Origin of the sequence: Mesorhizobium caraganae, assembly GCF_016836705.1 — a bacterium.
Taxonomy (GTDB): domain Bacteria; phylum Pseudomonadota; class Alphaproteobacteria; order Rhizobiales; family Rhizobiaceae; genus Mesorhizobium; species Mesorhizobium caraganae.
The window spans coordinates 66,966-92,917 of the sequence record NZ_JAFCGY010000009.1; the positions used below are offsets into that span (position 1 = coordinate 66,966).

Here is a 25,952-nt window from a genome sequence, read left to right on the forward strand (position 1 = left end):
GTCGGACCGACCCCCTCTGGCCTGCCGGCCATCTCCCCCTCAAGGGGGGAGATCAGCCTTCACCTTCCCCGCCGCATATTCCAGCGCCACCACGCCATTGCTGAACGTCATGGCTGAGATCGGCTCCAGCGCCACCGGCATGTCGGTCGGAAACAGCTTCTTGCCCTCGCCGACAGTGCCGGGGTAGCTCAGCAGCCTGACGCGGTCGACCAGGCCGTGGCGCAGCAGCTCCTGCGCGACGCTGAGGCTGCCATGCACATAGATGTTGCCGCCACTGCCTTGCTTCAGCTTGCTCACTGCTTCCGGCAAGGAACCCGTAAGCAATTCCACCGGCTTCCAGTCCAACGCCTCCAGGCTGGTCGAGGCGACATATTTCGGCAGCGCATTGAACCGGTCGGCGAAGTCGCCGGTTTCGCTCGGCCATGAGCCGGCAAAGATCTCATAGGTCGTGCGCCCCAACAGCATGGCGCCGCTATCGGCAAGCTCATCCTCCTTGAACCTTTGCATTTCATCGTTCCAGGTCACTTTGGGCAGCTTCTCGACCTCGGCAATGCCGTCGACACTGATGAATTCGGTGACGATGAGTTTTCGCATGGCGTTCTCCTTTCTGTTCAGAGGACGGATGGCGCGCGCCTTTTGCGACACGCCGCGGCAAAAATACGCCGCACTTGTTGGGCCGTGCTGAGCGTGCAACGCGCCTTCAAAGTCCCGCCATGGGAAAAAAACCTCTCGCTGGGCCGGATGCATGGATCAACATGACTATCCAAGCTTGGCCGGGCAGGGGGCTTCCCCAACGGAACAAGCGGATGTAGAAGGGAACATTAGCAAATCGTTAAGTATAGAATTTGGAGAGAGTGCGAAGGGTGTTAGGTCATGAACCTCAAGAGTCTGATGAAGCGTGCTGCGAATTCCGACAAAGCATTTGCGAAGATCGAAGCCGAGTTGGCGGATGCGATCGATGAGTGTCTTGAACTGGACGATCTGTCGCCGCCGCAAGACGGCCCTGTTCCCGACGAGAACCTTGCCGCAAACAATGAGCGCTTGCAGCCTGAGGACAGTTCCCGGGCTGACGACGGCACAACGCCGGCCGAGAGCGCACGGCGGCTGACGCCGCATGCGCAAAGCCGGCTGGCCGCATTGAGCGCGGTGGATGGGCTCTTTCACAATGCGCAGGACTATCTGGACGAGATCAACGCGAAACTTTCGGAAATATCCAATTCGCACAATCTCACCCGCGACTACCTGAACCTCCTGCACGGCGACGTTCTTCGCGCCAACGAGCTGGAGTTGGCAACCATCGACCTGACCGCGCATCAGGGAGCGTTGTCGGAACAGCTCCACGACGCAACCAGGAAGCAGCGCGAGCGCGAAGCTGCCTTCGAGGTCCTGAAGCAGCGCGAGGCAAGCCTGGTCCAGGACCGGGAGACACTTCGCGAGGCACTTGCGGCGGTAAGGCTGGAACTCGTGAAGTCAGCCAATGCAAGCGCCAAGCGCGAGGCCGAGTTCGGCGACATCGTCAAGGCGCTGACGGCCAAGACGGTCGAAGCCAACAGACGGGCGCGCGAAAACAAGCTGCTGCGCGAAAAGCATGTCAGCCTGGCGATGGATGTCGACACGGCGCGCAAGCGTGAAACCAGAGCGCGCCACAGGCTGGACGAGCTTTCGGCGATCCACACCACCGAGGTGGCGCGGCTTGCGGAACTGCTGGCGGCACTCGGCAAGAGCGAGAAGGAGGAACTGCGGTTGCAGAGATCGCTCGAGCAGGCGCAGACCAAGCTGGCGGAAATGACTGAAGCGGCTTCCATGATGGAAGCCGACACGCAGGCCGAACTCGCCCGCAACCAGCTGGAGACAAGCGGCTTGCGTTCCGAGATCCAGAGCCTGCAATCGAGGCTGGAACTGGCCTCGAACGAGAGCAGCGCGGCCTCAGCCGAGGCCGCCAGGCTCAAGGCTCAATGGGCCGACGCCGTTGCTGAAAAGCAGGTCGCGGACGAAAGGCTGGCTGCTCTGATGAAGGAGAGCGAAAGCGACAAGATGAGCCTTTCGACCGCGAACGCCGATCTATCGCAGCTTTCGCTGCTGCACGCCTCCGAACGGATGGAGTTGGATGTCCAGCGGCAGGAATGCGAGGAACTGCGAGCCGAGGTCGCGGCTCTCAATGCCCGCGTCAAGGAACTGTTGCCATTTGAGCGCCTGCACAAGGTTGCCAGCGCCAAGCCGCGCGAAGGCGTCGTGGTAGAAATCAACGGCCCGGTGGCGGGAGCCGCCCGCGCCGTAAGCCGCCGCCGCACGCGCCGCAACCTGCGCGCCACGCCGTAGCGGCGTTGCCACGGCGGCTGACAGCATTGCAAGGACGGGTCCTGCAGCTAGGTCAGACCCGAAAGAGGGTCTTGATCGCGCGGCGCTCGTCCATTGCGCGGTAGCCTTCGCCGACATCGGCCAGTTCCAGATCGAACACCTTGCCGGGGTTAATCCGACGCTCGAGCACAAGGTCCATCAGGTCCGGCAGGAAGCGACGCACCGGGGCCGGGCCGCCAAGCAGGCTCTTCTGCGCGAAGAACAACTGCTGCCCGTCGAACTCGACGCCGTGCGGGACGCCTACATAGCCGATCGAGCCGCCCGGCCGTGTGCTGTTCAAGGCCTGCATCATCGATTCTTTGGTGCCGACGCATTCCAGAACTGATTCGGGGCCGACGCCCTTGGTCAATTCCTTGATCCGCGCCACGCCCTCGTCGCCGGGCTCCGAGATCATGTCGGTCGCGCCGTATTCGAGCGCCAGATCCTGCCGTGTCTTGTGACGACTCATCGCGATGATGCGCTCGGCCCCCATCTGCTTTGCCGACAGCACGGCCATCAGCCCAACCGCACCGTCGCCGACGACGACAACCGTCGAGCCAGGTTGCGCCCGCGCGGCACTGGCCGCAAACCAGCCCGTGCCAAGCACGTCCGACGTCGCCAGCAGGCTATCCCAACCGTCGCCAGACTTCGCCCGCATTCGCGTTGCTGCTTGAAGCACTGCGCTACCGACAGTAGGCAAGAAATTGCTGGGCCTACCGAAACCCGGGCATGTCCATGGCCTCTTGCAATGGCCGAATCCTTCGCTTAATCTCACGTTGAGAAAACCTTTTCCCAACCGCGCTTTTGCTCACTGCCCTCGCCAGTCGGCAATGAGCAAGGCGATAAGAGAAAACCTTTTCCCAACTAAGGAATCCGCGTCGCAAAATGGTTTCCGATGCCGCGCCTGCGCCCGCCAAGACCCCCGTCACCCTGCGTGAGGTAGCGTCCGCCGCCGGCGTCAGCGTGGCGACGGCGTCGAAGGCACTGAACGGGCAGGGGCGCATGACGGCACGGACGCGCGAGCGCATTCGTGAGACGGCTCAGCGGCTCGGGTTCCGGCCGAACAGCCTGGCACAGAGCCTGTTGCGCAAGCGCTCCTTCACCGTCGGGCTGCTGACCAATGATACCTATGGACGCTTCTCGCTGCCGCTGATGGCTGGCGTTTCCGATGCGCTGGTCGATGCCGGCGTCTCGGTGTTCCTGTGCAATGTCGAGGACGACCAGCGGCTCGGCCAGCTGCATGTCGAGGCCATGCTCGACAAGCGCGTCGACGGCATCATCGCCACCGGCAAGCGCATCGACCGCCACCTGCCGGTCGACCTCGCCAATCTGCGCATCCCGGTGATCTACGCCTTTACCCAGCCCGATCCCGACGCCATCGGCTTCGTCTCCGACGATGCCGGCGGCGCGCGGCTGGCGGTCGAGCAGTTTTGCGTGCTTGGGCGCCGGCGCATCGCCCATGTCAGCGGTCCTGCGAGCTTCGCCGTGGTGCATGAGCGGGCGCGTGCCTATCGCGAGGTGCTGACCGAGCATAGCCTGCCGGTTGCCGAGCCGCTGCTCGGGCACTGGTCGGAGGCCTGGGGGCACGAGGCGGTCGCAAGACTGTTCGACGGCAAGGCGGGCAGGGGGGAGAAACCCGACGCCGTCTTCTGCGGCAACGACCAGATCGCGCGCGGCGTCATCGATGCGCTGCGCGAGCGCGGCATCGGCGTGCCCGGCGATGTCGGCGTCATCGGCTTCGACAATTGGGAGATCGTGGCGGAAGCGACGCGGCCGCCGCTGACTTCGGTCGACATGAACCTTTCAGCGCTTGGCCGCGAGGCCGGGCTTGCGCTGCTTTCGCTCGTCGGCGGCCAACCGGCCGCGCCGGGCATCCGAAAACTGCCGTGCCGGCTGGTGGTGCGTCAGTCATGCGGCCGTCCACCAGGCGGCTAGGAGAACGCGCGGCGCGATCTGGGAGAGCGCCGCAATAGGGAGGAGAACAGAACCATGAGGAGGAAAACCATGAAGACCAGGATTGCCGGGCTTGCCTTTGCCGCGAGTATTTTCGCTATGCCCGCCATGGCCGCCGACACGGCCAATATCTGGGTGCGTGCCGACGGCTCGAATTTCATGCCGCGCATCGTCGATGCCTTCAACAAGGCGCATGAGAACCAGATCAAGCTCGACATCATCCCCAATGCCGAGATCATTCCGAAATATGGCGCCGCGGCCGCCGGCGGCACTGCGCCCGACGCGCTGTCACTTGACCTGATCTACACACCGGCCTTTTCCGCCGCCGGCCAGCTGGAAGACATCACTGACTGGGCGAAGTCGCTGCCCTATTTCGCCAGCCTGTCGCCGGCGCACGTCAAGACCGGCACCTACAAGGGCCGCATCTACGGCCTGCCGTTCTCGGCTGATAGCTCGGTGCTGATCTGGAACAAGAAGCTGTTCAAGCAGGCCGGGCTCGACCCTGAAAAGGGTCCGGCCAACTGGGCCGAAATCGAAGCCGACGCCGAGAAGGTCAACGCGCTCGGAGGCGACATCAAGGGCTTCTATTTCTCCGGCAATTGCGGCGGCTGCAACATCTTCACCTTCACGCCGCTGATCTGGGCCTCGGGCGGCGACATCCTGGCTGAGGACGGCGCCAAGGCGACGCTGGACAGCCCGCAATTGCGCGGCGCCATCGACCTCTACCGGTCGATGGTCAAGAAGGATCTGGTGCCGGCGGGCGCGCAGACCGACACCGGTTCCAACTTCTTTGCCGCCTTTGCCGCCGGCAATATCGGCATCTCGCCCTCCGGCGCCTTCGCCATCGGCGCGCTCAACACGCAGTATCCTGATGTCGATTACGGCGTCACCTTTCTGCCGGGCAAGGATGGCGGCTGGTCATCCTTCGCCGGCGGCGACAATTTCGTCGTGACCAAGGGCACCACAAAGCTCGCCGTGGTGAAGGAGTTTCTCGACTTCGCCTATTCGCTCGAGGGCCAGACCATCCTCGCCAAATACGGCAGCCTGCCGGTGCGCGGCGACATCGCCAAGGAGGCGCTGAAGGATCTCGACCCGCGCTACCAGATCGCCGCCGAGGCGATGGCCAAGGGCCGCACACCCTATTCGGTGGTGTTCAACGATTTGATCAACTCCGCCAACGGCCCGTGGACGCAGATGGTCAACGAAGTCTTCTTCGGCGACGATGTCGACGGCGCGATCGCGAACGCCCAGGAGACCATGCAGTCGATCATCGACCAGGCGCCGCAGAAATAGCGCCGCCCTCAACCTCCCCCTTGAGGGGAGGTCGGACCCGAAGGGTCCGGGTGGGGTCGCCTGCGAAGTGCTCGGCCTTTCTGTCGGCGCACTGCGCAGAGGACCCCACCCCCGGCCTTCGGCCGGACCCTCCCCTCGAGGGGGAGGGGGACGCCGCAACTGGAGCATCGCATGACCACCATCGCAGCAACCTCCGCCCCGGCGCGCCCGCGAAAACTGGTCGGCGCCGGGCGCCGGCAGTGGATCGGCTTGCTCTATGTCGCGCCGGCCGTGGCGCTGGTCGTCGTGTTCTTCATCATCCCGCTCGGCATGACGGCGTGGATGTCGTTGCACAACTGGCCGCTGATGGGCGAGCACAGCTACATCGGTCTCGATAATTATTGGGCGATCCTGCACGACACCAGGTTCTGGAATGCGCTGCGCTTCACCGGCCTCTACACGGTGGTGGTGACGATCGCGATCTTCGCCGTCGCCTTTCCGCTGGCGCTGTTCATCGAGCGTCCACGGCGGCTCACCGGCTTCTACCGCACGTCCTTCTTCATGCCGGCTGTTATCGGCTTCGCTTCGGCGAGCCTGCTCTGGTCGTGGCTTTTGAATGTCGATTCCGGCCTGTTCAGTCCGGCCGCCTTCGACCTCGGCCTCACCGGGAAGAAATTCAACCTTCTGGCCACCTTCCAGCCGGCCTTCTGGTCGATCATCGCCATGGTCGTGTGGAAGGTGGCGGGCTTCACCATGATCATCCTGATGACCGGCCTGCAGTCGATCCCGACCGATCTGCAGGAGGCGGCGATGATCGATGGGGCAGGGCCGTTCGCGCGCTTTCGCGCCATCACGCTGCCGCTGATGCGCCGCACCCTGGCGCTGGCGCTGATCCTGTCGGTCGCCGGCTCCATCCTCGCCTTCGACCAGTTCTACATCATCCTGCGCGGCGGTCCGCGCAATCAGACGCTGACCGCCGTCTACTGGATATTCAACCAGTCCTTCGTATCGTTCAAGCTGGGCTATGGCGCCGCGCTGTCGATGATCCTGCTCGCCATCCTGGTCGCGCTCAGCACGTTCCAGCTCTGGCTGCTGCGCAAGCCCGAGGGGGTCGACTGATGGCGCAGGCAAGAAGCCGTAACAGCCGCTTGCGCCTCGGCATCGCCGAGCACGCGACCGGCATGATCGCCTCGGTGCTGTTCCTGGCACCGATCGTCTGGACGGTGCTGTCGGCCTTCAAGCCGTCGCAAGAGGCGCGCCTGCCGCCGCTGCCGCCTTGGCCGACCACCGGTTTTTCGGTCGAAAATTACGGCACGCTCAACACTTTCGGCGACGGGCTGTGGCTGCCGGCGCAAAACAGCCTCTATGTCTCCGTCATGACGGTGGTGTTTTCCGTCATCGTCAGCGTGCTTGCCGGCTACGGCTTCTCGCGCTTCCGCTTTCCGTTCAAGGACCTGCTCTTCGTCGTCATCCTGTCGACGATCATGATCCCGTTCCAGTCGATCCTGACGCCGATCTTCCTGGTGCTTACCAAGGTCGGCCTGCACAACACGCTGACCGGGCTGGTCTGCGTCTATGTCACGCTGCAGCTGCCGTTCTCGATCTTCATGATGCGCAACGCCTTCGACGCGGTGCCGCGCGAGATCGAGGAGGCCGCCCGCATGGACGGTGCCAACAATCTCACCATGCTGCTGAAGGTGATGCTGCCTTTGGTCTGGCCCGGCATCGTCACCATCGCGCTGTTCGCGTTCCTCGGCGCCTGGAACGAGTTCCTGGCCGCCCTCGTGCTGATGACCGACCAGTCCAAATTCACGCTGCCGATCATGATGACCGCACTTCAATCCGGCCGCTTCGGCGCCATCGACTGGGGCGCCGTGCAGGCCGGCGTCACCGTGATGATGGTGCCTTGTCTGATCCTCTTCCTGTTGCTGCAGCGCTTCTACATACGCGGCCTGATGGCCGGCGCCGTGAAATGACCCGCGGTGAAATGACAATGACGAAATCGAACGGAGCCAGCCGATGACCGCACACAAATCCGCCGCCCGGAAGACGGGAAAACTGAGCCTCGCCTTCCGCCCGCTGCCGGTGCCGCAGGTCGATGTGCGCGGCTTCTGGGGCGACCGCGTCGATGCGGTTGCCTCGCGCACCGCCGACATCCTCTACGAGCGCTGCGTCGAAGCCCGCATGCTGGAGCAGATCGATCCGGACCGGCCGTCGCCCGGTCTCGTCATCCCATTCCATTCGCCGTCGCCCGACGAGGCGGCCACGCCCGGCTTCACCGGCTCGACGGTGACAACGCAGATGTTCTGGGATTCCGACTGGGGCAAGACCATCGAGACCGCCGCCTATTCGCTCTACCGCCGCCGCAACGACCGGCTGGAGAAAAACATCGACGCCGTCATCGACATGTACGAAAAGCTGCAGCAGCCCGACGGCTATCTGTCCTCCTGGTACCAGCGCATCCAGCCTGGCCTGCGCTGGACCAATTTGCGCGACTGCCACGAGCTCTACTGCGCCGGTCATCTGATCGAGGGCGCGGTCGCCTATTTCCAGGCCACCGGCAAGCGCAAGCTGCTCGACATCCTATGCCGCTATGCCGACCATATCGCCGACAGGTTCGGGCCAGAGCCCGGTAAGCAGAAGGGCTATTGCGGCCATGAGGAGATCGAGTTGGCGCTGGTCAAGCTGGCGCGAGCGACCGGCCAGCGGAAATACATGGAGCTGGCGAAATACTTCATCGACCAGCGCGGCGTTGAGCCGCATTATTTCGACGAGGAGGCGCGTGCGCGCGGCGCCGACCCGAAGGCCTATCATTTCAAGACCTACGAATACAATCAGTCGCACAGGCCGGTGCGCGAGCAGGACAAGGTCGTCGGTCACGCGGTCAGGGCGATGTACCTATATTCCGGCATGGCCGACATCGCCACCGAATATGGCGACGATACGCTGCGGGCGGCGCTCGACCGGCTCTGGGATGATCTCACCACCAAGAGCCTCTACGTCACCGGCGGCATCGGGCCGTCGGCCCATAATGAGGGCTTCACCAGCGATTACGACCTGCCCAACGAAACCGCCTATGCCGAGACCTGTGCCTCGGTCGGGCTGGTGTTCTGGGCCAGCCGCATGCTCGGCATGGGTCCCAACGCCCGCTACGCCGACATGATGGAGCGGGCGCTCTACAACGGCTCGATCTCCGGCCTGTCGCTCGACGGCTCGCTGTTCTTCTACGAGAACCCGCTGGAAAGCCGGGGCAAGCACAATCGCTGGAAATGGCACCGCTGCCCCTGCTGCCCGCCCAATATCGGCCGCATGGTGGCGTCGATCGGCAGCTATTTCTACGGCCTGGCCGACGATGCGCTGGCCGTCCACCTCTATGGCGACTCGACGGCGCGTTTCGACATCGCGGGCACGCCGGTCAGCATCGTCCAGACCAGCAACTATCCCTGGGACGGCGCGGTCTCGATCCGGGTCGAGCCGGATGCGCCCGTTGAGTTCACGCTGCATCTGCGCGTGCCGTCCTGGTGCCGCAAGGCGACGCTGAAGGTCAACGGCGCGCCTGTCGACCTCGATGCCGCGTCGAACGATGGCTACGCGGCGATCCGGCGCGAGTGGCAAAAGGGCGACCGTGTCGAGCTCGACCTCGACATGTCGATCTCGCGTCTGTTCGCCAACCCGCAGGTGCGCCAGGACATCGGCCGCGTAGCGCTCGCGCGCGGCCCGTTGATCTACTGCGTCGAAGAGACCGACAATGCCGGCCAACTGCACCGCATCACCTTGCCGCGCACGGCTGAGATCGAGGCGCATCCCGAACCGAACCTTCTCGGCGGCGTCGTCACCCTCTCGGCCATCGGCAGCAGGGCCGAGGCGGAGAACTGGGGCACCGCTCTCTATCGCACCGAGGCGCCAGCCGTCGAGCAGGCGAAGCTCAAGGCCGTCCCTTATTACGCCTGGGACAATCGTGACCCCGGCGAGATGGTGGTGTGGTTGCGCGACGGGTGAGTTACAAACTCACGAAAGCCGTTAGCGGCAGATGATCAGACGCAACCCGCGATAGCGGCGTATCATGGGCTTCCACCGACGAGACCATGCCGTGCCGGTTGGCCATGATCCGGTCGAGCGCCAGCACCGGCAGGCCCGAGGGGAAAGTCGGCACGGCCGGCGGCGTGGCGAAGGTGGTGTGCAGCGTCTTCAGCGCCGAGCGGTTGCCCAGCCGCCATTCATTGAGGTCGCCGAGCAGCAAGGTCGGCCTTTCATCCTGGCTGCTCATAATGTCGAGCACGACGCGGGCCTGCTCGGAGCGCGAGCGGCGCAGCAGGCCGAGATGCGCGGCAATGACGCGCAGCGTGCGTGTTTCGTCGAGGTCGATCTCAGCCACCAGCGCGCCGCGCGGCTCCAGCCCCGGCAGCTTGATCTGATGCACGTCACGCACCGTGCCGCGCTTGAACAACAGAACGTTGCCGCGCCAGCCATGGCCCTTGCCGTTTCCCGAAACCGGCACCGGCACCAGCCCGGTTTCGTGTTCGATCCGGGCAAGATCGAGCAGCCCGGCGCGATCGCCAAACCGGTTGTCGGCCTCTTGCAAAGCAATGACGTCGGGGCCGATCTCGCGGATGACGCGGGCGGTCCGCTCGGGGTCGAACCGGCGGTCGGTGCCAATGCATTTGTGAACATTGTAGGAGGCGACCACCATCTCAGCGCCATCAACCCGCTTGCGCGGCGTCGCGTTCGCCTTGCGCGCTTTCCTGCCGCGGATCGACAGGAGCACGGTTTCGGGGAGGCTGCGTCCGTTTATGTCCATGGGCCTGCTGTTCAATCTGTACTGATTCTAAAGATAGGGCGATCCCAGCCATAGCAACCGGTCAAAGACACGGATGACAAATGACCGCGCTTTCAGGGTTGCGAGTGTGACGGGTTTGGCGGAAGCGATTGCCGATCCGATGCGTGCTTCGATCTCGGTGGCAAAGCCTGCATCCAGCACCTCCAGGTCGATTTCGAAATTCAGCCGCAGCGACCGGGCGTCGAGGTTGGAGGAGCCGACATAGGCCCATACGCCATCGACCGACAGCAGCTTCGAATGGTCGAACGACCCTTCGTGGCGCCAGACACGGCAATAATGCTTCAGCACCTGGTCGTATTGCGCCGTCATGGCACGGCCGACCAGGAAGAGGTTGTTGACCGCCGGCACGACGATATCGATCTCGACGCCGCGCCGGGCGGCCGTGGTCAGCGCGCTGATGAATTCCCGGTCCGGCAGGAAATAGGGCGACATGATGCGGATCGATTTGCGGGCGACGGAAAATGCGCCCATCAGCAATTTGTGGTTGGTTTCGATGCTGGCGTCCGGCCCCGACGCCACGGCCCGCACCAGGATCGGCTGATCGGGCGGCGGCGAGGGTTTTTCGACGTGCCAGACCTCGTCCTTGAGGGCCTCGTTGCCGGCAAAGCGCCAGTCCTCGGCGGCAACCGCAAACAGGTCGGCCACGACCGGTCCAGTGACCTGGAAATGCGTATCCGCCGAACTGGCGGTTCCCGCGAATTCGGCCGAGAATCCCTTGCGGATGTTCATGCCTCCCGTGAATGCGACCGCACCGTCGACGATCAGGATCTTCCTGTGCGTTCTGAGGTTCGCATAGGGAAGTCTCAGGCCCATGACGATGTTGCCGTTGAAGAGGTCGACGGTGACGCCGGCTTCCCGGAGAGTCGTCAGGATGCTGGGCACGGAGTAGCGCACGCCGACGGCATCGATCAGCACGCGCACGGTGACGCCGCGCCGAACCGCGCCGGCAAGCGATTCGACGAACACCTGCCCGATCTCGTCATTGTCGAAGATGTAGGTCTCGAGCAGGACGCTGCGCTGTGCCTCGTCGATCGCCTTGCACATGGCCGCGTAAGCATCGTCGCCCGTCCTCAGCATGGTGATTGCGTTTCCCGAAAGCAGGCCGCGTCGCGCCACCCTGTCGCCCAATGTCTTCAGGCCGGCAAAGCGTTGGCCGAATTCGGCTGAGATCAGCGCTTCGAGCGCAATGTCGCGGTCGTGTTTGGCCGTCTCGGCTTCGCCCGCCACGGGCCTCATGGCGCTGATCGTGGCGCGGCGGATGCGGTTGATGCCGGCGATGGCGTAGATGATTGCGCCCAGGAACGGCGACAAAATCATTACGCCCACCCAGCCGGTGGCGGCGCGGACGTCTTCCTTCGTCATGATGGCGTGGACGATGCCGATAGCGGCCATCAGCATCGGAATGATCACGAGGATCAGAGGCCAGTAGGTCACAAAGGTCTGCCACATCGCCAGGACTATCGAGCCAGTGGCCGCAGAAGGCAATGCAAGGGATTGACGAGGACTGGGCTTGGCGCCTCAGTCCTTCGCCCGCTCCACATAGGAGCCATCCGCCGTCATCACCACCACGCGGGTGCCGGCGCTGATGTGCGGGGGGACTGCGGTGCGCACGCCGTTGGACAGCACGGCCGGCTTGTAGGACGACGAGGCCGTCTGGCCCTTGGTCACCGGCTCGGTCTCGACCACCTCGAAGGTGGCGCGCTGCGGCAGCACGAGGGCAATGGCGATGCCGTTGAACTGCGAAATCTGCACCGCCATGCCTTCGAGCAGATAGGGCGCCATGTCGCCGACGACGCTTTCCGACACCGCGACCTGGTCGTAGCTCTCCGGGTTCATGAAATGATAGCCTTCGCTATCGGCGTAGAGGAAGGTGTGCTCGCGGTCCTCGACATAGGCGCGCTCGACCTGCTCGGTGGTGCGGTAGCGCTCCGAAACCTTCACCCCGTCGGAGATGCGGCGCATGTCGAGCTGGGTGACCGGCGTGCCCTTGCCAGGGTGGATGTTTTCGGCAAAGAGGATCACGTAAAGCTTGCCGTCCTTGTCGACGACGTTGCCTTTACGCAGGGAACTGGCGATGACCTTCACCACGGTTTTCAATCCTAGACTTCGTTGGCCTGAAACGATTGTTCGGCGCAAATCGGCTGCGAGAGCCGTCGCCGTAGCGCATCTTGGCGCGAACCGCCAGCCCTGTCAGCAATTCCGTTGCCCGGCAAAGCCATGACCGAGGCCTCGCCCTGGTGGACGCCGGATGTTCACGCCGACCGCCGGCCGCGGCTGATCGCCCGCAACGCCATCGCGGCCGCGATGCGTGACTGGTTTGGCGAGCGCGATTTCATCGAGGTCGAGACGGCGGCCCTGCAGATATCGCCCGGCAATGAGGCGCATCTTTCGGCTTTCGCCACCGAGGCAATTGCTTCTGACGGGGAGCGCCGGCCGCTTTATCTCCACACCTCGCCGGAATTCGCCTGCAAGAAGCTGCTCGCCGCCGGCGAACAGCGCATTTTCAGTCTGGGTGCGGTCTGGCGCAACCGCGAGCGTGGCCCCTTGCACCATCCGGAATTCACCATGCTCGAATGGTATCGGGTGGGCGAAACCTATGAGAGCCTAATGGCCGATTGCGCCGAGCTGCTCAAGCTGGCGGCCGAGCGGGTCGGCGCCAAAACCTTTCGCTTTCGCGGCCGCGAGGCCGATCCATTTGCCGAGCCGGAACGGCTGAGCGTGGCCGAAGCTTTTCAACGCCATGCCGGCATCGATCTTCTCGCCACGGTGGCGGCTGATGGCAGCACCGACCGGGACGCGCTCCATCAAGCCCTGGTCGAGGCCGGCCTGCGTACGGCGCAGGATGACAATTGGGCGGACCTGTTCAGTCGAGTGATGGTCGAAAAGGTTGAGCCGATACTGGGGCAGGGGCGCGCCACCATCCTATACGGCTATCCGATCTCGGAGGCAGCCCTTGCCCGGCGGAGCGCCGACGACCCGCGCGTTGCCGAGCGCTTCGAGCTCTATTGCTGTGGCGTCGAGCTCGCCAACGCCTTCGGCGAACTCACCGATGCTGCCGAGCAGCGACGGCGCTTCGCCGCCGAGATGGACGAGAAGGAGCGCGTCTATGGCGAGCGCTATCCGCTGGACGAGGATTTTCTCGCGGCGCTGGCCACCATGCCGCAGGCCAGCGGCTCGGCGCTCGGCTTTGACCGGCTGGTGATGCTGGCGACGGGGGCGACCAGGGTCGACGATGTGATCTGGACGCCGGTCGCCTAAGAGGCGGGCGGGAGCGGCTATACGCCTCCGCGGCCGCTTTTGGCTGCCGTGGCGCCAGCAGGTTGGCGACGAAAAGCGGGACTATCGAATCTCCACGTTCGTCCTGAAATGGATGCGATCCGGTTAGGCTGGAATCCGTGGACAATAAATTAAATCAACTTGATCTCTTAAAGCTGAGTTCCGTGGAAAGGTTGCTGCTTCGAGAAGTTCGGAGCCGCCTCCGCGCAGTGGGGCTTACCATCACCACCGCCTTGGCCTGCGAGCGCGGCGCCGTGGATGGGCTTTGCGGTCTGCTCGGGCGCTATGCCGCAGCGGCGCAATTGCCCATGCGCCATTGCACAAGCCGCATCGGGACAATAGATGGTGCAGCAGCCGCTACTGCCCGGCGCGGCTTGAAGCCAGGACCATGCGCATGACCGATACATCAGAGGCAGCGAAATTGACCGACCGCGTCGCGGCTCTGGTCGAGGCTGCCAGGCGGGCCGGCGCCGACGCCGCAGATGCGGTTGCCGTGCGCGGCCGCTCGACCGGCGTGTCGGTGCGGCTGGGCAAGGTCGAGAGTACCGAGGCCTCCGAGGGCGACGATGTCTCGTTGCGCGTCTTTGTCGGCAACCGGGTGGCGAGCGTATCGGCGACGGCGGCATCGGACCCCAAGGCGTTGGCCGAGCGCGCCGTGGCGATGGCGAAAGTCTCGCCGGAGGATCCCTACCAGGGTCTTGCCGATCCGGCTTTGCTCGTCGGCAAGGTGCGCGATCTCGATCTGTTCGACGCCACCGAGGTTTCGGCCGATCAGTTGAAGGAAGCGGCCCTGGCTGCCGAGGAAGCAGCCCTTGCCGTAAAAGGCGTCACCAATTCGGCCGGCAGCGGCGCCAGCGCCGGGCTGGGCGGGCTGGTGCTCGCGACGTCGAACGGCTTTGTCGGCCACTATGTCGCCTCGCGCTTTTCGCGCTCGGCCAGCGTCATTGCGGGCGAGGGCACCGGAATGGAGCGCGATTACGAATATTCCTCGCACCAGCATTTTTCCGATCTCGACGCCCCCGAACTGATTGGCCGCAAGGCCGGCGAGCGCGCCGTGCGCCGCCTCGGTGCCCGCAAGGCCGCGACCGGGCCGGTCGATGTCGTCTTCGATCCGCGCGTCGCACGCGGCATTGCCGGCCATCTCGCCGGCGCCATCAACGGCGCTTCGGTAGCGCGCAAGACCAGTTTTTTGCGCGAGATGATGGGCAAGCAGGTCGCCTCGGCTGACATCACCGTGACCGACGAGCCGCTGCGGCGCCGCGGCCAGGCCTCGCGGCCATTCGACGGCGAAGGCGTCGAGGGCGAAAAGCTGCTGATGGTCGAAAACGGCGTGCTGAAGCACTGGTTCCTGTCGACGTCCGCGGCGCGAGAACTGGGCCTTGTCACCAACGGACGCGGTGCGCGCAGCGGCTCGTCGGTGTCGCCGTCATCGACCAATCTCGCCATCGAGCCGGGCGACAGGACGCCGGAAGATCTGATCAAGTCGCTGAAATCAGGCTTTTACGTCACCGAAGTGTTCGGCCAGGGCGTCGACATGGTCACAGGCGAATACAGCCGCGGCGCGTCCGGCTTCTGGATCGACAATGGCGAGCTTGCCTATCCGGTGGCCGAGGTGACCATCGCCTCCAATCTGAAGACGATGTTCCTCAACATGGTGCCGGCGAGCGACCTCGACCGCAATTTCGGCACCGCCGCACCGACGCTGCTGATCGAAGGCATGACCCTTGCCGGCGCGTGACCCGGTCATATCGGCTGCAGAAGACCTTGAGCTTTTGCGCGACGCCGCCCGCGAGGCCGGTGCGATCGCTATGCGTTATTTCGGCAAAAACCCGCAAGTGTGGATGAAGGGCGGCACCTCGCCGGTCAGCGAAGCCGACCATGCGGCTGATGCCTATTTGCGTGAGACCCTGCTCGCGGCGCGGCCGGGGTATGGCTGGCTGTCGGAGGAAACGACCGACGATCCGGCGCGGCTTCTGGCGCGACGCACCTTCGTCGTCGATCCCATCGACGGCACCCGTGGCTTCCTCGAAGGTCTGCGCTCCTGGTGCGTCAGCGTCGCCGTGGTCGAGGATGGCCGCACGCTCACCGGCGTGCTCGAATGCCCGGCCAAGGAGGAAACCTATTGGGCGCTGCCCGGACAGGGCGCATTCCTTAATGGCAAGTCCATTGCCGTGCGTCGCTTGGGCGAGACGGTCGAGATCGGCGGGCTGAAGCAGCTGATCGACCGGATGCCGGCGGAGTGGCAGAGCCGGGTGCATCGCGCGGCGCACATTCCCTCGCTCGCCTACCGGCTGGCGATGGTCGCCAACGGCACGCTCGACGCCACCTTCGTCAAGCCCAACGCGCATGACTGGGATATTGCCGCCGCCGATCTCATTCTGCGCGAAGCCGGCGGCGCCGTGCTCGACGGGCATGGCCGCGCGCCGCTTTACGCCGGCGAGGTTATCCGTCACGGAGCCTTGGTCGCCGGCAGCGGGAAGCTGCTCACCGTGCTTGCCGGCGTCATTGCCGGTATGGAAGCGTGATCGAAGGTTCCAAAGTCGACAGCTTTGGTCTAGACCTGTCACAAACTCACAATATGTGAAGGACCGAAATGCCCGCGGAAGACGGAAAGAAACAGCTTTTGCACCTGGTATTTGGCGGCGAGCTGAAGAAGCTGGGTGGCACCGAGTTCCGCGATCTCGACGCGCTCGACATCGTCGGCGTCTATCCGGACTACCAAACCGCGCACAGCGCGTGGAAAGCCAAGGCGCAAGCCAGCGTGGACAATGCCCATATGCGTTATTTCGTCGTTCATCTGCATCGGCTGCTCGACCCTGAAAGCAAGGCCGGCAGTTGACAGCGATGGAGCATGAAGCGGTGAAAGGGCAGCCCACCGGCGCCGCGGTCAGAAGAAGGCGCGGCGGCAGCACGAAGACGTTCTGGCGCAAGATCCGCGAGCCATTGGCGCAGTCGCGAATCGTCAAGAGCATCATCGTCAGCCTGCTCGCCTGGTTTGTCCGCCTGGTGCGCCTGACCAACCGCACGGTCGAAGGCTCGGCGCAGTTTTCCGGCGGCGCCTACTCCAAGTTCGAGCCTGGCATCATCGCGCTCTGGCATGGCCAGCATCTGCTCACCCCGGCCTATTATCCCAAGGGACGGCCGCTGGTCGCCATGGTCTCGCGCAGTGCCGATGCCGAACTCAACGCGCTGATGATCGAGAAATTCGGCATCGAGGCGGTGCGCGGCTCCGGCGGCCGCGAAAGCTCGAAGCACCTCGACAAGGGCGGCGCCAAGGCGCTCATTGCCCTGAAAAAGTCACTCGTCGCCGGCAAGAACGTCGCCATGATCGCCGACATTCCCCACGGCACGCCGCGCGACGCGGGGCTTGGCATCGTTCTGCTGGCGCGGCTTTCGGGTCGGCCGATCATGCCTGCCGCCATCGCCACCAGCCGCCGCAAGGTGCTGGAACGGAGCTGGGACAAGACCACCATCAACCTGCCGTTCGGCCGCTCCTCGATCGTCATTGGAACGCCGGTGTTTGTGCCGGCCAATGCCGACGAGGCCGAAATGGAGCGCAAGCGCCAGGAAGTCACGGCCGCGCTCAATGCCGCAACCGCCGAGGCCTATCGCCTCGTGGACGGCAATCCATGAGCGAGCGCTGGGCGCGCGCCTTCCTGACGGCGTATCGCTTCGCCGGAGCGGCCGCCTATCCGCTGATAGGCCCCTATGTCGCCTGGCGGACGTCGCAGGGCAAGGAAGATCGTAGTCGCAGTCGCGAGCGCTACGGCGTCGCCGGGCGGCCGCGTCCCGAAGGCCCGGTGATCTGGATCCATGCCGCAAGCGTCGGCGAGACCATCGCTGTCGTGCCGCTGGTGCAAAGCATCCTCGATTACGGCGTCAACATCGTGCTGACGACGGGCACGGTGACCTCGGCGCAGGTCGCCGACGAACGGCTCGGCGACCGCATCATCCATCAATATGTGCCGCTCGACCTCAAGCCGGCGGTCAGCCGCTTCCTCGATCACTGGCGGCCGGACCTGGCGATCATCGCCGAATCCGAGATCTGGCCGATGACCATCCTCGAACTTGGCGCACGTCGCGTGCCGCAGGTGCTGGTCAATGGCCGGCTGTCCGACCGCTCGTTCAAATCCTGGAAGAAGCGCGCCAACATCGCCGAGGCGCTGTTCGAGAACCTCGCCCATGTCGTTGCCCAGTCTGATGTTGATGGCGAACGGTTTCGCGCGCTTGGCGCCCGGCCGGTCACTGTGTCCGGCAACCTCAAGGTCGACACCTTGCCGCCGCCGGTCGACGAAAGGACTCTGGCGATGCTGAAGCGCCAGATCGCCGGCCGCCCGACCTGGGCGGCGATCTCGACCCATGACGGCGAAGAGGTGGTCGCCGCCGAGGTCCACGCCATGCTCTACAAGCGCCACCATGGCCTGCTGACGATCATCGTTCCGCGCCATCCCGACCGCGCCGAAGCGCTTGCCGCGCAGATTTCCGGCATGGGCCTGAAGCTGGCGCGGCGCAGCAAGGGCGACCGGATCACCGCCGACACCGATATCCTGCTCGGCGATACGATCGGCGAGATGGGGCTTTATCTCCGGCTGACGGAAATCGCCTTTGTCGGCCGCTCGCTGACCTCGGAAGGCGGCCAGAACCCGCTGGAGCCGGCCATGCTCGACACTGCGGTGCTTGCCGGCCGCAACGTCCAGAATTTCCGCGAAGCCTATCAGCGTCTGCTCGACAGCGGCGGCGCCAAGCTGGTGCGCGACCGCGACATGCTGGCCGGCGCCGTCAATTTCCTGCTGAGCAATGAAGTAGCCCGCCATGAGATGATGGCGGCCGGTGCCGCCACCGTCGACCAGATGCGCGGTGCGCTGGCGCACACGCTGAAGTCGCTCGAGCCTTACATCCAGCCGCTGATCATCAAGTCGCGCCTGAAGGGCGCCGACGGGCGCTAGGGTGGCGTCCGAAGCGCCACCTTTCTGGTGGGAAGCGCCGGACTGGCGGGTCTTCGCGCTGTCGCCGCTGTCAGCGGTCTACGGCATGGTCGCCGGCCGCCGCATGCGCCGCGCGCCGCGCGAAAGGATCGACGCGCCGGTGCTTTGCGTCGGCAATTTCACCGTCGGCGGCAGCGGCAAGACGCCGGTCGCCATCGCGCTGGCAAAGCAGGCCAGGCGCATGCAGCTCAATCCCGGCTTCCTGTCGCGCGGCCATGGCGGCTCGTTCGCGCAGCCCCATGTCGTCGACATCAATCACGACGCCGCCAAACATGTCGGCGACGAGCCGCTGCTGTTGGCCGAGCAAGCGCCGGTTGCGGTGAGCCCCAACCGCGCCGCCGGCGCCAAACTGCTCCTGGAAGCCCATGGCTGCGATTTCCTGATCATGGATGACGGCTTTCAGAGCGCGCGTATCCATATCGATTATGCGCTGGTCGTCGTCGACGCCCGCTACGGCATCGGCAATGGCCGCGTTATTCCGGGTGGGCCGCTACGCGCCAACATCGTCGACCAGCTGGTCTTCACCGACGGGCTGCTGAAGATGGGCGAGGGCACCGCCGCCGACCAGGTCGTGCGCCAGGCCGCGCGCGCCGGCAGGCCGATCTTCGAGGCGCATGCCGAGCCCGGCGGCAAGCAACGCTTCGCCGGTCGGCGTTTCCTCGCCTTTGCCGGGATCGGTCATCCCGAAAAATTCTTCGACACGCTGCGCGACACAGGCGCTGAGGTGGCGCTGAGCCGGTCGTTTCCGGACCATCATTTCTATGCCCCTGACGAGCTCACTGAGCTGGCGGCAACCGCGCGCCGCGAGGGACTGGGCCTCGTCACCACCGCCAAGGACGCCGCCCGGCTGCGCCATGGTGCAGCCTCGGCCGAATTCCTTGGTCAGCTCGACGTGCTGGAGATCGACGCCGTGTTCGAGCTCGACAATGTGCCCGAACGCATCATCGACGAGACGCTGGACGCGTGGAGGCAGCGCAGGCTGCAGGGTTAGGGGCGGGGTTTCGCGCGCAGCGACCAAATACTCGGAGATGCCGGCGGGACAGCACCCCCCTCTGGCCTGCCGGCCATTTCCCCCGCAAGGAGGGAGATTGGCAGCTTCAATGCGCCGCCATTCCTGCTGCGCTGAAAGTCAGCGAATGAATCGATGACAGCTGATCTCCCCCTTGCGGGGGAGATGCCCGGCAGGGCAGAGGGGGGTGTGAAGGATCGCTGGCGGCAGGTATCTGCTCACCGCCGGCTGCGCAGCTCCGGATGCGTTTCGATCTCGCGGCGCAGCGAGGCGGCGGCGCTGACATAGGGTTCTTGCCTGGCGACGCTCCAGTATTTCAGCTCGTCCAGCGGGATGCTCTCGCCGGTCACCGCGCAGCGCACGAATGCGCCGGGGCTGGTGACCTGAAAATCGCCGTCGAGATAGCGGATCCGGGCTTCCTTGCCGCCAGGGCCTTCGAAACGGTTCATCATCGGGTGGTGCCAGAGTTCATGCTGATTTCATCGCCATAAATTGCCGGCAAGGTCAAGCTTGACGCAATGCTGAGGCTCTATTGTCGCCCCGCAAACCATTCTCGTGGGACCGGCATGGACATTTCATCGGCCCGTCTGACCGCTCTGCTGCGCGAAGCCATGGTATTGGCGGCGGTGCCGTCGGCGAACGCCGACCCGGCGAAAACGGGCCTTGTCAAGGCGCTGGCGCAGCCGCCGGCGCCATCCGGTGCTCCATTGCAGCCGGCGGCGGTGCCGGCGCTGCAGGCCCAGTTGTCCGCCACCCTTGCCAAGGCGCAGCAGACAGGATCTGCCGAAATCCTGCAGGCCTATCTGGCAATTGCCGAACCAGGCGCCGGGGCGCCAGATGGTGCCCCGACAAGGGCCGCGGCGCTTGCACCGGCAAACGACGACGCACAGCACGGTTTGCCGGTGTTGCCGCCAAGGACCGACGATGGCGCTGCTGCGAAACCCGCAGGCCTGCCATGGCTTGCCTTTCTCGTCCCTGAAGTTTCGCCGAAGTCTCGTGCCTCCGCAACCAATGCAGCGGCGAAACGAGGGCAGGCGACGCCTCGATCGAATGGCGCAGTCCAGCCCGAAAGCCAGCAAGAGATGCGTATCGGGCTGATGGCGGTGGGGACCGGGTTTTTGGCTGTCGCGATTATCGGGTTCGTCCTGCTGGTGCTTCGCTGAGCACCGAACGATCGCCGCTAGCGTTCGGCTTCGAGGAACGCTTCCATCTTTTCCATCGCCAGCCCCGCCTCGATTGCGATGCGTCGTGAAAGTTCGGCGGCAGCAGTACGCGGCCGTCCCAGCGGCCGGTCGAGCCAGTATGACACCGGGTTGAGCGCCGTGCGCTCATCGACGGCAACGATGCGGCCCGTATCAAGCTGATGTCCAGTCAGCGGCGGTCGCGCCAGCGCGATGCCGAGCCCGTAGGCGGCGGCATCCAGCACCAGATTGTAGTCCTCGAAGCGACGGTCCTGCGGGCGCGGGCGGTAATCCATGCCTTGCGCGGCAAACCAGGCGCGCCAGCCCGAAGCGTCGGAATCGTTGATCAGCGGAAATTTGAGCAGCCGGGCAGGGTCGCCGCGGCCGATCTCCCGGGCAAGGCCAGGTGCGGCGACGGGAAAGACATATTCCTCGAACAGCTGCACCGAGATCCGGCCCGGAATGCCGCCGCGCCCGCAGCGGATCGACAGGTCGATGCCTTCGTCGGCAAGGTCGGCCTGGCGGATGTCGACGTCGAGCACGATGCGCAGCTTGCTGGGATTGTTCTCCAGCGCCGCCATGCGCGGCATCAGCCACAGCCCGCTGACCGAGGGGATCGAGGTCAGCCGCACCACGGCGGTGCCGCGCGGCTCGACCCAACGGTCGGAATGGGTGGAGATCAGCGCAAAAGCCTCCGCCGTGCGCAGATGCAGACGGTTGCCCTCGATGGTCAGCGAGACGCCGCGCGCGCCGCGGTCGAACACTTTCAGGCCCAGCCAGTCCTCCAGCTTGGCGATTTGCCGGCTGACGGCGCCATGGGTGATGTTGAGCTTCTCGGCGGCGGCCGAAAAGCTCCCGGTGCGTGCCGCCGCATCGAAGGCGCGCAGTGTCTCGAGCGGCACCATTGTGTCTGAGCTGTGATCCATAGTCACAGGTGATCCTCGATTTGATCGTTTGTCAACAGCGTCGAAAAGGCGCTTTCTGGCTTTCGAGACCCAAGAGCACGAAGGACAGTGAGATGAGCGCAACGACCAGCACGTCGAATCCGACACAGCGGATAGACACCACGGCGGCCATCGCCGTGGCGTTGACGGTGGTCGGCTGGGCGTCCGCCTTTCCCGCGATCCGCGCCGGCCTCGCCGCCTTCGGGCCGCTGGAACTCGGTGCGCTGCGCTTTGCCATCGCCGCGGTCCCGGCGGCGATCTTCCTTTCCGTCAAGCGCCCGGCGCTGCCGCGGCTCGACGAATTGTGGCGCATCGCCTTTGGCGGCGCGATTTTCGTCGCGCTCTACACGGTCATGCTCAACTACGGCGAACTGACCGTATCGGCAGGTGCGGCCGGCTTCATCATCAATGTCAGCCCGATCTTTACCGCCATCATGGCAATGGCATTGCTGGGCGAACGCTTCTCAGGGTGGGCCTGGTTCGGCACGGCGATTTCTTTCGCCGGTATAGGCATCATCGCCGTGGCCGACGGGAATGGCCTGCACTTCAACACCGGCGCGCTGCTGGTTCTGGGCTCCGCGCTGTGCTCGGCCGTCAACACGATCGTTCAGAAGCCGCTGTTTGCCCGCCATCACCCGCTGACCATCTCGGCCTCGAACATGATCCTTGGCGCACTTTGTCTGGCGCCCTTTCTGCCAAGCGGCTTTGCGCAGGCAGCGGTCGCCAACACAGCCGGGATCGGCGCCGTGATCTTTCTTGGCATCGTGCCGAGCCTGATCGCCTATGCCGCCTGGGCAACCGCTCTTTCGCGTCTGCCTGCGGCGCGCGCTTCAAACTTCCTCTATCTGGTTTCGCCCATGTCGGCCCTGATCGGCTTCTTCTGGCTGGGCGAAGTGCCAACGCTGCTTGGCATCGTCGGCGGCGCGCTGGCGCTTGGCGGTGTCATCGTGGTGAATTTGAAGCGCTAGATCAGAGGGTTGGACGCTTTTCCCGAATCAAAATGAGAGCCGTACCGGAGTTCACAGCTCACGAGACGGCCGGCTGTCGCTGCGGTCCAGACATGACCCCACCGGCTGGCTATGGTGAGTTGAAATTCACCGGGGGGTCGGGATGGTCAGGCAGTTCGTATCGGCCGTTTTTTTGCTTGCTGCTGCTCAGCGGCAAAGCCATGGCGGGTTGGTATCACGTGGAAAACTACGAAGGTTCCATCGGTCCCGATCCCGTCCATCTCTCCTTGCAGACCTACAGTTTCGGCAGCGGCATCACTGTCCAGGGCAGCTACTTCTACGACGCGAAGCAAAGTCCGATCGCGCTCTACGGCAAAGCCAGTGGCGCCGGCCTTGCGCTTTGCGCGATTGCGAATGACGAGGAGTTCGAGCGCGTCATCGTCATGGGCAAAAAAACAGGCCTTGATACCGCTGGATGCCCGTTTTCTCTCGAGCTTGGTGACGGTGTCTTGACGGGCAGCTGGAGCAAGGGCGTCGATAAATTCCCCGTCAATCTCAGGAAGGTAGCGGGCCTGGACGACACCGGCGAGGGCAAGGTCGAAGGAATCGTCGAGATTCCCTTCTGGGCGCAGACGGCCACCGACCGGTTTGCCGGGATCTACACGAAAACCGACAACGGAATCTGCATGACGAAGATTCAGGTCATCAACAAGAAGCGGAAGGAGGCCATACAGACCATCAAATTCGGCGGCGACCTCTGCAATGCGGGCATGCTGATGACACCCATCTATTGGAACGTGCAGAACAGTGTTGAGCGAGGCAATGACATCATATCGGTGAGTTTCTACGATGGCCGTGCCGGGTATGAGGAGGAGTATGTCTTTGACCGCAAGACCAAGAAGTATCGCCTGAAGAAGTGAAGCGACGCCTGTCAACATAATCGCCCATGGGCGGCGTCATTATCGTCCGCGAAGCTGTATCGAAATGGACGCGGAAATCGAATCGCCTGCCGTTAGATTGCACTCGCGCCGGACGTCATCCTTCAACGGCAAAAGATAGCTGCCGTCCTTGGGAAAAAGCGATGTGCCGAACGTGACGCCATTGATGGTGGCCTCGACAGGTATCACCCCCCAGCCATAGGTCGCGAACTTCGCCACCTTTTTGATCTCGTCGCCATGCTGCTCGGGGATTGGCGCGAAGAAGTATGGCGAAGGGCCCCGCCAGTGGATCACCTCGGCTTCGAACTGGAACTGGACCGTCGAGTTGCCGCTCACAGGCTTACCGCCGCCCGAATAGCCGCTCGATGTCGGCGAGCTTGAGCTCGATATAGGTCGGGCGGCCATGGTTGCATGTGCCGGATCCCGGCGTCGCCTCCATCTGGCGCAGCAGCGCGTTCATCTCTTCGGGTTTGAGCAGGCGGCCGGAGCGCACCGAGCCATGGCAGGCCATGGTCGCCGCAATCTTGTCCAGGCGCTCTTTCAGCGTCTCGACCGTGTCATTGTCGGCGATCTCGTCCGCGAGGTCGCGCACCAGTTGCTGGACATTGGTTTCACCCAGCATGGACGGCGTCTCGCGCACCGCCACCGCACCGGGGCCGAAGCGCTCTATGCCGAGGCCGAAACGGGCCAGCGTCTCGGAATGCAGGGCCAGGCGCTCGGCATCTTCCTCCGGCAGGTCGACGATCTCGGGCAACAGCAGCATCTGCGATGGCACGGCGCGTGAGTGCAGCGCATTCTTCAGCGCCTCGTAGACCAGCCGCTCATGCGCCGCGTGCTGGTCGACGATGACAAGCGAATCCCGGGTTTGCGCGACGATGTAGTTCTCGTGCACCTGCGCGCGGGCAGCACCCAGCGCCGTGCCGAGTAGCGTCTCGGCCGCCTCGGCTGAGCCGGCACGCGCATCGGCGCTGGCAAGCGGCCCGGCATCGAACGCCGCCTGGTCGTTGTCAGCAAAGCCGTTTCGTTGCGCCCTTGCTTCGCCGTGACCCATATCCAGCGGTCGCTGTGGCGAGCGCGATGGGTCGAAGCCGCCGGAGCCAGACGGCCGGTAGGCCGCGTCATAGCTGCGATGGCCGTTGGCCGGACCGGCATGGGCATAGGACGCAGCGCCCGGGCGGAACGCCGCCATCATGCCGGCGGCGCCGCTGGTGGCGGCGCGGATGCCGGCATTGGCCAGCGCCTCGCGGATGGCGCCGACGATCAGCCCGCGCACCAGGCCGGGGTCGCGGAAGCGCACATCCGCCTTGGCCGGGTGGACATTGACGTCGACGGTCGCCGGATCGAGCGTCAGGAACAGCACGGTGACCGCGTGCCGGTCGCGCGGCAACACATCGGCGAAGGCGCCGCGGATCGCGCCGGCGATCAGCTTGTCGCGCACCGGCCGGCCGTTGACATAGGCATATTGCTGCAGCGCGTTGGCGCGGGTGAAGGACGGGATCGAGACGTGACCGGTCAGATGCACGCCGTCACGGCTGGCATCGATGGCAATGGAATTGTCGGGGAACTCGGCGCCCATCACCTGGGCGACGCGGCGCAGGCTGCCTTCCGCGCTGTCGTCGGTGGCTGGCAATTCCAGCGTCGAGCGGTCGGAGCCGGCGAGCGTGAAGCGCACGGCGGGGAAGGCGATGGCAATGCGCTTGACCACGTCGCTGGTGGCCGAGCTTTCCGCCCGCTCGCCCTTCATGAATTTGAGCCTTGCCGGCGTCGCGAAGAACAGGTCGCGCACCTCGACCGTGGTGCCTCGGTTGGCCGCCGCCGGTTTGACCGCCGAAACCCGGCCGCCTTCGATGCCGATCTCGGCGGCAGCGTCGCCGGTGGCCGTGCGCGAGCGGATCGACAGCCGCGCCACCGAGCCGATCGACGGCAGCGCCTCGCCGCGAAAACCGAGCGAGCGGATGTCGTGAATGTTGTCGGCGAGCTTGGAGGTGCAATGGCGCGCGATCGCCAGCGACAGCTCCGGTTGGGGGATGCCTGAGCCGTCGTCGGTGACGCGGATCAGGTTCAGTCCGCCGCCAGCGGTGACGATCTCGACGCGGGAGGCGCCGGCGTCGAGCGCGTTTTCGACCAGTTCCTTCACCACGCTCGCCGGACGCTCGATGACTTCGCCGGCGGCGATCTGGTTGATCATCGTTTCGGAAAGCTGGCGAATGGGCATGGGGCACTATAGGCGGATTCGTGGGGCGTGCGGAAGCATTCAGTGCATGCCGAACATC

The 25,952-nt window shown here is 64.6% G+C and carries 24 protein-coding genes and 1 pseudogene; 16 read left to right on the top strand and 9 right to left on the bottom strand.

The features are described 5' to 3' along the window. Positions 1 to 39: 39 nt before the first annotated feature. Positions 40 to 594 (bottom strand): dihydrofolate reductase family protein, encoded by a 555-nt coding sequence (locus JQK88_RS17805; RefSeq protein WP_203278975.1) that lies wholly within the window; start codon positions 592 to 594, stop codon positions 40 to 42. A 279-nt stretch (positions 595 to 873) separates the two neighbouring features. Here JQK88_RS17805 and JQK88_RS17810 point away from each other — a divergent pair, with 279 nt between their 5' ends. After that, positions 874 to 2,319, top strand: coding sequence for a coiled-coil domain-containing protein (locus JQK88_RS17810; protein ID WP_192252879.1), 1,446 nt, complete (start codon positions 874 to 876; stop codon positions 2,317 to 2,319). A gap of 52 nt (positions 2,320 to 2,371) precedes the next feature. Here JQK88_RS17810 and JQK88_RS17815 read toward each other — a convergent pair. After that, a pseudogene (locus JQK88_RS17815) lies at positions 2,372 to 2,983 on the bottom strand (zinc-binding dehydrogenase); the annotation flags it as partial. Positions 2,984 to 3,222: 239 nt separating this feature from the next. Here JQK88_RS17815 and JQK88_RS17820 point away from each other — a divergent pair. The 5 genes from JQK88_RS17820 to JQK88_RS17840 all read left to right on the top strand — a co-directional run bounded on the left by JQK88_RS17820 (position 3,223) and on the right by JQK88_RS17840 (position 9,561). Continuing rightward, on the top strand, positions 3,223 to 4,272 hold the full coding sequence (locus JQK88_RS17820) for a LacI family DNA-binding transcriptional regulator (RefSeq protein ID WP_203278976.1): 1,050 nt from the start codon (positions 3,223 to 3,225) through the stop codon (positions 4,270 to 4,272). Between the two features lie 69 nt (positions 4,273 to 4,341). Further along, on the top strand, positions 4,342 to 5,583 hold the full coding sequence (locus JQK88_RS17825; RefSeq protein ID WP_192254286.1) for an ABC transporter substrate-binding protein: 1,242 nt from the start codon (positions 4,342 to 4,344) through the stop codon (positions 5,581 to 5,583). Between the two features lie 171 nt (positions 5,584 to 5,754). Next, positions 5,755 to 6,681, top strand: a complete 927-nt coding sequence (locus JQK88_RS17830) for a carbohydrate ABC transporter permease (protein WP_192252888.1) — start codon at positions 5,755 to 5,757, stop codon at positions 6,679 to 6,681. Further along, a complete protein-coding gene (locus JQK88_RS17835; RefSeq protein WP_112564934.1) occupies positions 6,681 to 7,538 on the top strand; it encodes a carbohydrate ABC transporter permease in 858 nt (285 codons plus the stop codon). The genes JQK88_RS17830 and JQK88_RS17835 overlap by 1 nt, the downstream gene beginning before the upstream one ends. Before the next feature lie 43 nt (positions 7,539 to 7,581). Next, entirely contained in the window at positions 7,582 to 9,561 is a 1,980-nt protein-coding gene (locus JQK88_RS17840) for a glycoside hydrolase family 127 protein (protein WP_203278977.1), read from the top strand. 1 nt (position 9,562) lies between these two features. On the opposite strand, the gene JQK88_RS17845 is transcribed toward JQK88_RS17840, so the two are convergent. The 3 genes from JQK88_RS17845 to efp all read right to left on the bottom strand — a co-directional run bounded on the left by JQK88_RS17845 (position 9,563) and on the right by efp (position 12,487). After that, on the bottom strand, positions 9,563 to 10,360 hold the full coding sequence (locus JQK88_RS17845) for an endonuclease/exonuclease/phosphatase family protein (RefSeq protein ID WP_112564939.1): 798 nt from the start codon (positions 10,358 to 10,360) through the stop codon (positions 9,563 to 9,565). A gap of 27 nt (positions 10,361 to 10,387) precedes the next feature. Further along, a complete protein-coding gene (locus JQK88_RS17850) occupies positions 10,388 to 11,848 on the bottom strand; it encodes a phospholipase D-like domain-containing protein (RefSeq protein WP_203278978.1) in 1,461 nt (486 codons plus the stop codon). A gap of 69 nt (positions 11,849 to 11,917) precedes the next feature. Then, positions 11,918 to 12,487 carry an elongation factor P gene (gene efp / locus JQK88_RS17855; protein ID WP_112565024.1) on the bottom strand — a complete coding sequence of 190 codons (570 nt, stop codon included), beginning with the start codon at positions 12,485 to 12,487 and terminating at the stop codon, positions 11,918 to 11,920. Between the two features lie 129 nt (positions 12,488 to 12,616). Here efp and epmA point away from each other — a divergent pair, with 129 nt between their 5' ends. The 7 genes from epmA to lpxK all read left to right on the top strand — a co-directional run bounded on the left by epmA (position 12,617) and on the right by lpxK (position 19,651). Beyond that, positions 12,617 to 13,657 (top strand): EF-P lysine aminoacylase EpmA, encoded by a 1,041-nt coding sequence (gene epmA, locus JQK88_RS17860; protein WP_192252893.1) that lies wholly within the window; start codon positions 12,617 to 12,619, stop codon positions 13,655 to 13,657. A gap of 412 nt (positions 13,658 to 14,069) precedes the next feature. Then, on the top strand, positions 14,070 to 15,413 hold the full coding sequence (locus tag JQK88_RS17865; protein ID WP_192252896.1) for a TldD/PmbA family protein: 1,344 nt from the start codon (positions 14,070 to 14,072) through the stop codon (positions 15,411 to 15,413). Continuing rightward, a complete protein-coding gene (locus JQK88_RS17870) occupies positions 15,400 to 16,200 on the top strand; it encodes a 3'(2'),5'-bisphosphate nucleotidase CysQ (RefSeq protein ID WP_203278979.1) in 801 nt (266 codons plus the stop codon). The genes JQK88_RS17865 and JQK88_RS17870 overlap by 14 nt, the downstream gene beginning before the upstream one ends. 68 nt (positions 16,201 to 16,268) lie before the next feature. Continuing rightward, positions 16,269 to 16,514: a DUF4170 domain-containing protein gene (locus JQK88_RS17875; protein WP_112564945.1), complete on the top strand. Its 246-nt coding sequence runs from the start codon at positions 16,269 to 16,271 to the stop codon at positions 16,512 to 16,514. A 5-nt stretch (positions 16,515 to 16,519) separates the two neighbouring features. Continuing rightward, positions 16,520 to 17,308 carry a lysophospholipid acyltransferase family protein gene (locus JQK88_RS17880; RefSeq protein ID WP_203279032.1) on the top strand — a complete coding sequence of 263 codons (789 nt, stop codon included), beginning with the start codon at positions 16,520 to 16,522 and terminating at the stop codon, positions 17,306 to 17,308. Beyond that, the gene (gene waaA, locus JQK88_RS17885) at positions 17,305 to 18,621 is read left to right on the top strand and encodes a lipid IV(A) 3-deoxy-D-manno-octulosonic acid transferase (protein WP_203278980.1); all 1,317 of its coding nucleotides are present in this window, start codon (positions 17,305 to 17,307) and stop codon (positions 18,619 to 18,621) included. Before JQK88_RS17880 ends, waaA begins: the two co-directional genes overlap by 4 nt. A gap of 1 nt (position 18,622) precedes the next feature. Beyond that, positions 18,623 to 19,651 (top strand): tetraacyldisaccharide 4'-kinase, encoded by a 1,029-nt coding sequence (gene lpxK, locus JQK88_RS17890; RefSeq protein ID WP_203278981.1) that lies wholly within the window; start codon positions 18,623 to 18,625, stop codon positions 19,649 to 19,651. 236 nt (positions 19,652 to 19,887) lie between these two features. On the opposite strand, the gene JQK88_RS17895 is transcribed toward lpxK, so the two are convergent. Then, positions 19,888 to 20,121 carry a DUF2093 domain-containing protein gene (locus tag JQK88_RS17895; RefSeq protein ID WP_112564953.1) on the bottom strand — a complete coding sequence of 78 codons (234 nt, stop codon included), beginning with the start codon at positions 20,119 to 20,121 and terminating at the stop codon, positions 19,888 to 19,890. A gap of 114 nt (positions 20,122 to 20,235) precedes the next feature. Between JQK88_RS17895 and JQK88_RS17900 the strand changes: the two genes are divergently transcribed. After that, the gene (locus JQK88_RS17900) at positions 20,236 to 20,832 is read left to right on the top strand and encodes a hypothetical protein (protein WP_203278982.1); all 597 of its coding nucleotides are present in this window, start codon (positions 20,236 to 20,238) and stop codon (positions 20,830 to 20,832) included. Positions 20,833 to 20,849: 17 nt separating this feature from the next. Here JQK88_RS17900 and JQK88_RS17905 read toward each other — a convergent pair whose 3' ends face one another. Then, positions 20,850 to 21,776, bottom strand: coding sequence for a LysR family transcriptional regulator (locus JQK88_RS17905; protein ID WP_246749896.1), 927 nt, complete (start codon positions 21,774 to 21,776; stop codon positions 20,850 to 20,852). Between the two features lie 92 nt (positions 21,777 to 21,868). Here JQK88_RS17905 and JQK88_RS17910 point away from each other — a divergent pair, with 92 nt between their 5' ends. Further along, entirely contained in the window at positions 21,869 to 22,762 is an 894-nt protein-coding gene (locus JQK88_RS17910) for a DMT family transporter (RefSeq protein WP_203278983.1), read from the top strand. A gap of 176 nt (positions 22,763 to 22,938) precedes the next feature. Next, complete coding sequence (locus JQK88_RS17915; protein ID WP_203278984.1) at positions 22,939 to 23,661, top strand: hypothetical protein; 723 nt, start codon at positions 22,939 to 22,941, stop codon at positions 23,659 to 23,661. A gap of 39 nt (positions 23,662 to 23,700) precedes the next feature. On the opposite strand, the gene JQK88_RS17920 is transcribed toward JQK88_RS17915, so the two are convergent. Both JQK88_RS17920 and mutL read right to left on the bottom strand, forming a co-directional pair. Beyond that, complete coding sequence (locus JQK88_RS17920) at positions 23,701 to 24,015, bottom strand: DUF1905 domain-containing protein (RefSeq protein ID WP_203278985.1); 315 nt, start codon at positions 24,013 to 24,015, stop codon at positions 23,701 to 23,703. Between the two features lie 4 nt (positions 24,016 to 24,019). Then, positions 24,020 to 25,894, bottom strand: coding sequence for a DNA mismatch repair endonuclease MutL (gene mutL, locus JQK88_RS17925; protein WP_192252927.1), 1,875 nt, complete (start codon positions 25,892 to 25,894; stop codon positions 24,020 to 24,022). Positions 25,895 to 25,952: the final 58 nt, after the last annotated feature.

What these genes read in the sequence shown, in the direction of transcription:
- JQK88_RS17875 (WP_112564945.1), top strand. Translation starts at nt 16,269, where the DNA reads ATGCCCGCGGAAGACGGAAAGAAACAGCTTTTGCACCTGGTATTTGGC.
- JQK88_RS17805 (WP_203278975.1), bottom strand. Translation starts at nt 594, where the DNA reads ATGCGAAAACTCATCGTCACCGAATTCATCAGTGTCGACGGCATTGCC.
- JQK88_RS17845 (WP_112564939.1), bottom strand. Translation starts at nt 10,360, where the DNA reads ATGGACATAAACGGACGCAGCCTCCCCGAAACCGTGCTCCTGTCGATC.
- JQK88_RS17900 (WP_203278982.1), top strand. Translation starts at nt 20,236, where the DNA reads ATGGACATTTCATCGGCCCGTCTGACCGCTCTGCTGCGCGAAGCCATG.
- mutL (WP_192252927.1), bottom strand. Translation starts at nt 25,894, where the DNA reads ATGCCCATTCGCCAGCTTTCCGAAACGATGATCAACCAGATCGCCGCC.
- JQK88_RS17820 (WP_203278976.1), top strand. Translation starts at nt 3,223, where the DNA reads ATGGTTTCCGATGCCGCGCCTGCGCCCGCCAAGACCCCCGTCACCCTG.
- JQK88_RS17825 (WP_192254286.1), top strand. Translation starts at nt 4,342, where the DNA reads ATGAAGACCAGGATTGCCGGGCTTGCCTTTGCCGCGAGTATTTTCGCT.
- JQK88_RS17850 (WP_203278978.1), bottom strand. Translation starts at nt 11,848, where the DNA reads ATGTGGCAGACCTTTGTGACCTACTGGCCTCTGATCCTCGTGATCATT.
- JQK88_RS17835 (WP_112564934.1), top strand. Translation starts at nt 6,681, where the DNA reads ATGGCGCAGGCAAGAAGCCGTAACAGCCGCTTGCGCCTCGGCATCGCC.
- JQK88_RS17910 (WP_203278983.1), top strand. Translation starts at nt 21,869, where the DNA reads ATGAGCGCAACGACCAGCACGTCGAATCCGACACAGCGGATAGACACC.
- JQK88_RS17840 (WP_203278977.1), top strand. Translation starts at nt 7,582, where the DNA reads ATGACCGCACACAAATCCGCCGCCCGGAAGACGGGAAAACTGAGCCTC.
- epmA (WP_192252893.1), top strand. Translation starts at nt 12,617, where the DNA reads ATGACCGAGGCCTCGCCCTGGTGGACGCCGGATGTTCACGCCGACCGC.
- JQK88_RS17905 (WP_246749896.1), bottom strand. Translation starts at nt 21,776, where the DNA reads ATGGATCACAGCTCAGACACAATGGTGCCGCTCGAGACACTGCGCGCC.
- JQK88_RS17810 (WP_192252879.1), top strand. Translation starts at nt 874, where the DNA reads ATGAACCTCAAGAGTCTGATGAAGCGTGCTGCGAATTCCGACAAAGCA.
- JQK88_RS17830 (WP_192252888.1), top strand. Translation starts at nt 5,755, where the DNA reads ATGACCACCATCGCAGCAACCTCCGCCCCGGCGCGCCCGCGAAAACTG.
- JQK88_RS17895 (WP_112564953.1), bottom strand. Translation starts at nt 20,121, where the DNA reads ATGATGAACCGTTTCGAAGGCCCTGGCGGCAAGGAAGCCCGGATCCGC.
- waaA (WP_203278980.1), top strand. Translation starts at nt 17,305, where the DNA reads ATGAGCGAGCGCTGGGCGCGCGCCTTCCTGACGGCGTATCGCTTCGCC.
- JQK88_RS17880 (WP_203279032.1), top strand. Translation starts at nt 16,520, where the DNA reads ATGGAGCATGAAGCGGTGAAAGGGCAGCCCACCGGCGCCGCGGTCAGA.
- JQK88_RS17865 (WP_192252896.1), top strand. Translation starts at nt 14,070, where the DNA reads ATGACCGATACATCAGAGGCAGCGAAATTGACCGACCGCGTCGCGGCT.